The organism is Synechococcus sp. OH2 (assembly GCF_047462155.1).
Classification (GTDB): Bacteria; Cyanobacteriota; Cyanobacteriia; order Thermostichales; family Thermostichaceae; genus Thermostichus.
In genome coordinates, this window is the sequence record NZ_JANSIR010000010.1 from 1 (window position 1) to 3,011 (window position 3,011).

At 61.7% G+C, this 3,011-nt stretch carries 2 protein-coding genes and 1 pseudogene; 1 reads left to right on the plus strand and 2 read right to left on the minus strand.

Going from position 1 to position 3,011, the window contains the following annotated elements:
- Both NW835_RS00705 and NW835_RS00710 read right to left on the minus strand, forming a co-directional pair.
- A partial coding sequence (locus NW835_RS00705) for a hypothetical protein (protein WP_414414259.1) occupies positions 1-1,211 on the minus strand: 1,211 nt, incomplete at its 3' end.
- A 169-nt stretch (positions 1,212-1,380) separates the two neighbouring features.
- Positions 1,381-2,643, minus strand: coding sequence for a class I SAM-dependent methyltransferase (locus NW835_RS00710; protein ID WP_414371689.1), 1,263 nt, complete (start codon positions 2,641-2,643; stop codon positions 1,381-1,383).
- 114 nt (positions 2,644-2,757) lie between these two features.
- Between NW835_RS00710 and NW835_RS00715 the strand changes: the two are divergent.
- Positions 2,758-3,011 (plus strand): annotated as a pseudogene (locus NW835_RS00715) (hypothetical protein); the annotation flags it as partial.

Genomic DNA, 3,011 nt, shown 5'->3' on the forward strand with positions numbered 1-3,011 from the left:
CTGCCGAACACCACTGCCAGCAAGCGGGGGGACTCGGTGTAGGCCAGAGATTCCAACGCGCCCTCACCAACAAACTCGGCCTCGCTGACCAAGCCGTAAAAGACGGGTGCGCCGGGAGAAAAGGCTCCCTTGGTTACGGATCCCTCGGTTACCCAAATCTCCTCGCTGGTGCCGGTACTGCTGACGATAAAGAGGCTGCGGGTGTAGTCGGGATTGAAGCGCAGCAAAGCCCCGAAAGCCCCGTCGGGACGGATGGCCAAGGTTTGGCCGAACTGGGCCAAAAAGCTCTCCGCTGCCGCCCGCGGGTGCAGGGGCACAATCCCCACCCCTTGCCCCTGGGAGATGAGCAAGCTGCTCTCATCAGGGCTGATGAAAAAGTCTCCCCCCAAAGCCGTGTCCAGCTCCAGACGCTCAAAGGGATCCTGTCTCCTTTTCTGGACCCACAGCTCCGTCTGGACAGGGGCGAGGGGATCCCGTTGCAGGGGGATCCGCTCCGCTACCACCAGCTCCCCCGTCGGCGAGACCTGGAAGCGCAGGTTTTGGTAGCCCTGGTGATCCAGCAGCAACTGGGAAGACTGATCCTCCAGATCCAGGCGGTACAGATCCTGGTGTTGTAGGCTAGTGGTGGTGGCAAAGTAGTAGACAAAGCGGCCATCGGCGCTGGGCTGCATTTGAGTGACCTTCAGCCCGGCTGGCGTCAGCAACGTGGTGGATCCCGTCTCCAGGTTAAAGAGGAACAGCCGCCCCCGTTGGTCTGCTTCCGTGCCGATCCCCAACAACTGCCGATCCGGCGTGCGAAACTCCCCCTCAAAAGGTCGCACCATGGGCTGGCCCCGCTCATCCACGGCGGCCTTTAGGCGCAGCCGGTAGGTTTGGCCGTAGGGGGCCGGCTCTGTCAGGGTCCAAAAAAAGCGGCGGCCCAGCTTGTGCATCCGGCCCGGCAGAGGCGGCTGGATCTCCAAGTTGGCCGCAACGCTGTCTGCATCCATAGGGCGGTTGAAGGTCAGCACCATCTGCAGTTCCTGGGATCCCACCCGCTGCTGTTGCCAGTTGAAATCCCGCACATAGGGGGCCGTATGGTTGCCCAGCAAAAATAAGATCACCCCAATCGCCAAGTTGCAGAGGGTGATCCCGGCTACCCAGCGATCCAAGGGCTGGGTCAGCCCTCGCTGCAGAGCTGCATAGAAACGACGTGCCGGCCAGGCAGGCATCCGGGTCGTACAGTTCTCGACATCTCAAACCAGATTAAGGCACCTTTCAGGCGCTTGGGGCCACTGCCCTCACCCCCGCCCCCTCTCCCAGAGGGAGACTGGCCTCACCCCCAGCCCCTCTCCCAGAGGGAGAGGGGAGCTGGGCTGGAGCGGGAACGGGTAAACGGCTCTACTGCAGCATGACAAAGAGAAAGTCTTCCAACGCCGTCAGGAAGGTCAACACCTCGTCGGTTGCCTGTTCTTTCGTCAGGGATCCCAGCTCGACGACCCGTTGAATCAGCTCTGCCACCGGAGTCGGCCCCTGCAGCAGCGGAGCCAGCCATCTCACCTTCTCGGCAGGGATGCTGATCCGCCCGTGGGTGGCCCCTGTCCACTGCATTTCGTAGGGGCGGTTCTCTTGCAGGGCCTTGTTGTACTCCTGGTGGAAGCGGGTATTGTCCATCAGCAGGGGGTTAAACTGCACGGATCCCGTCAGCCAATCCGCATCCGTCCAAGGCAGCACCAGGGAAGAGCCGGCGTGCTCGGCCCAAAAGTCGATGAGGCGATGGGCAGGCCGGATCAGCTCGTAGAGGTGCAGCCGCTCCATAACGCTGAGGGTTTCCAGCCGTTGCCGCACAAACTCCGGCACTTGCTTAAAGAGAGACTCCACCGACCAGTCGGGCATATCCACCAGGCTTAAAAAGCCCAACCCTGCCTGCTGCAACATGCCAAACACCTCGGGGATCGTAAATCCCTTGTCGTTGGCAAGCAGATAGTTGTTCAGGATGGCGGCGTCTTCGGTATAGTTGGCCGGGTTCCACAGCACTGCCTTGGCCACCTCTTCCTGCAGGGATCCCATGAATTCCCGCACGTTCTTGGCGCCTACTGCTGGCGGGACGTCGAATTGCCCCACCTTTTGCAAAGCTTCCTGCAGGCGGAGAAACACCTGGCGTTGGCGGCGGCTGTGGAGATTGGCGCGAATAATGCCCTCGGGCTTGAGAACCTTTTTCATCGCCTGCAAGCCCTCAGTGGGATCTGCCAACAAATACAGAACGTCGTTCAGGCTGATGAAATCGAACTGGATCCCCAGGCGATCCAGCTCCAGCACGTTGAGGACGTAGCACTGGACATCGGTGAAGCCGTGGCGGCGCAGGCGTTCCTCGGTGAGCTTGACGGAAGCCGGCGACAGATCACAAGCCACGATCTGGGCGCCCGGATTGGCCTCCGCCATCATCAGCGTCTCCCAGCCGGAGCCACAGCCGGCGTTAAGCATCACCTTGCCCTCTGACGGGACGAGCATGTGGGTGCGCAGGTACTGGGCGGTGGTATAGCTCATCTTGAACATCTCCCCCAAGACATTGCGGGCCGACTGGGAGAGGGGCACATTGGGGTAGGGCAGGGCCTCGTAGAGGCTGAGGGCCCGGTCTGCAGCCGAGAGAGCAGATCTGGTCATCGGCAGGGGAAAAGTGCAAGGGAGATCGAGAGAAGCAAGGCCATCGCTATGATTGAGTCTAGCCGCTGGTCGCGGCGGCGCTGCCGAGCAATAGAGATCTGCTGAGAACTGGCCATGACTGCTGCTGCTTTGCCCCGTCGCCGCTCCCGTTTCTCCCTGACAGGCACCCTGGCCGCCGTGGGCGGGGTGCTGCTGTGCGGGATCCTGGTGGTACGGCTGCAGGTGCCGATGCTGGAGCGGATCAATCTAGAGGCCCTGGAAAATGCCGAGGCCCGCAAAAACCGCAACATTGCCCTGGCCACCACCCTGGGCTGGCTGGGCTACCGCAACCTGGGCGCCTCCTGGCTGTGGCTGGAGCTGATCCAGTA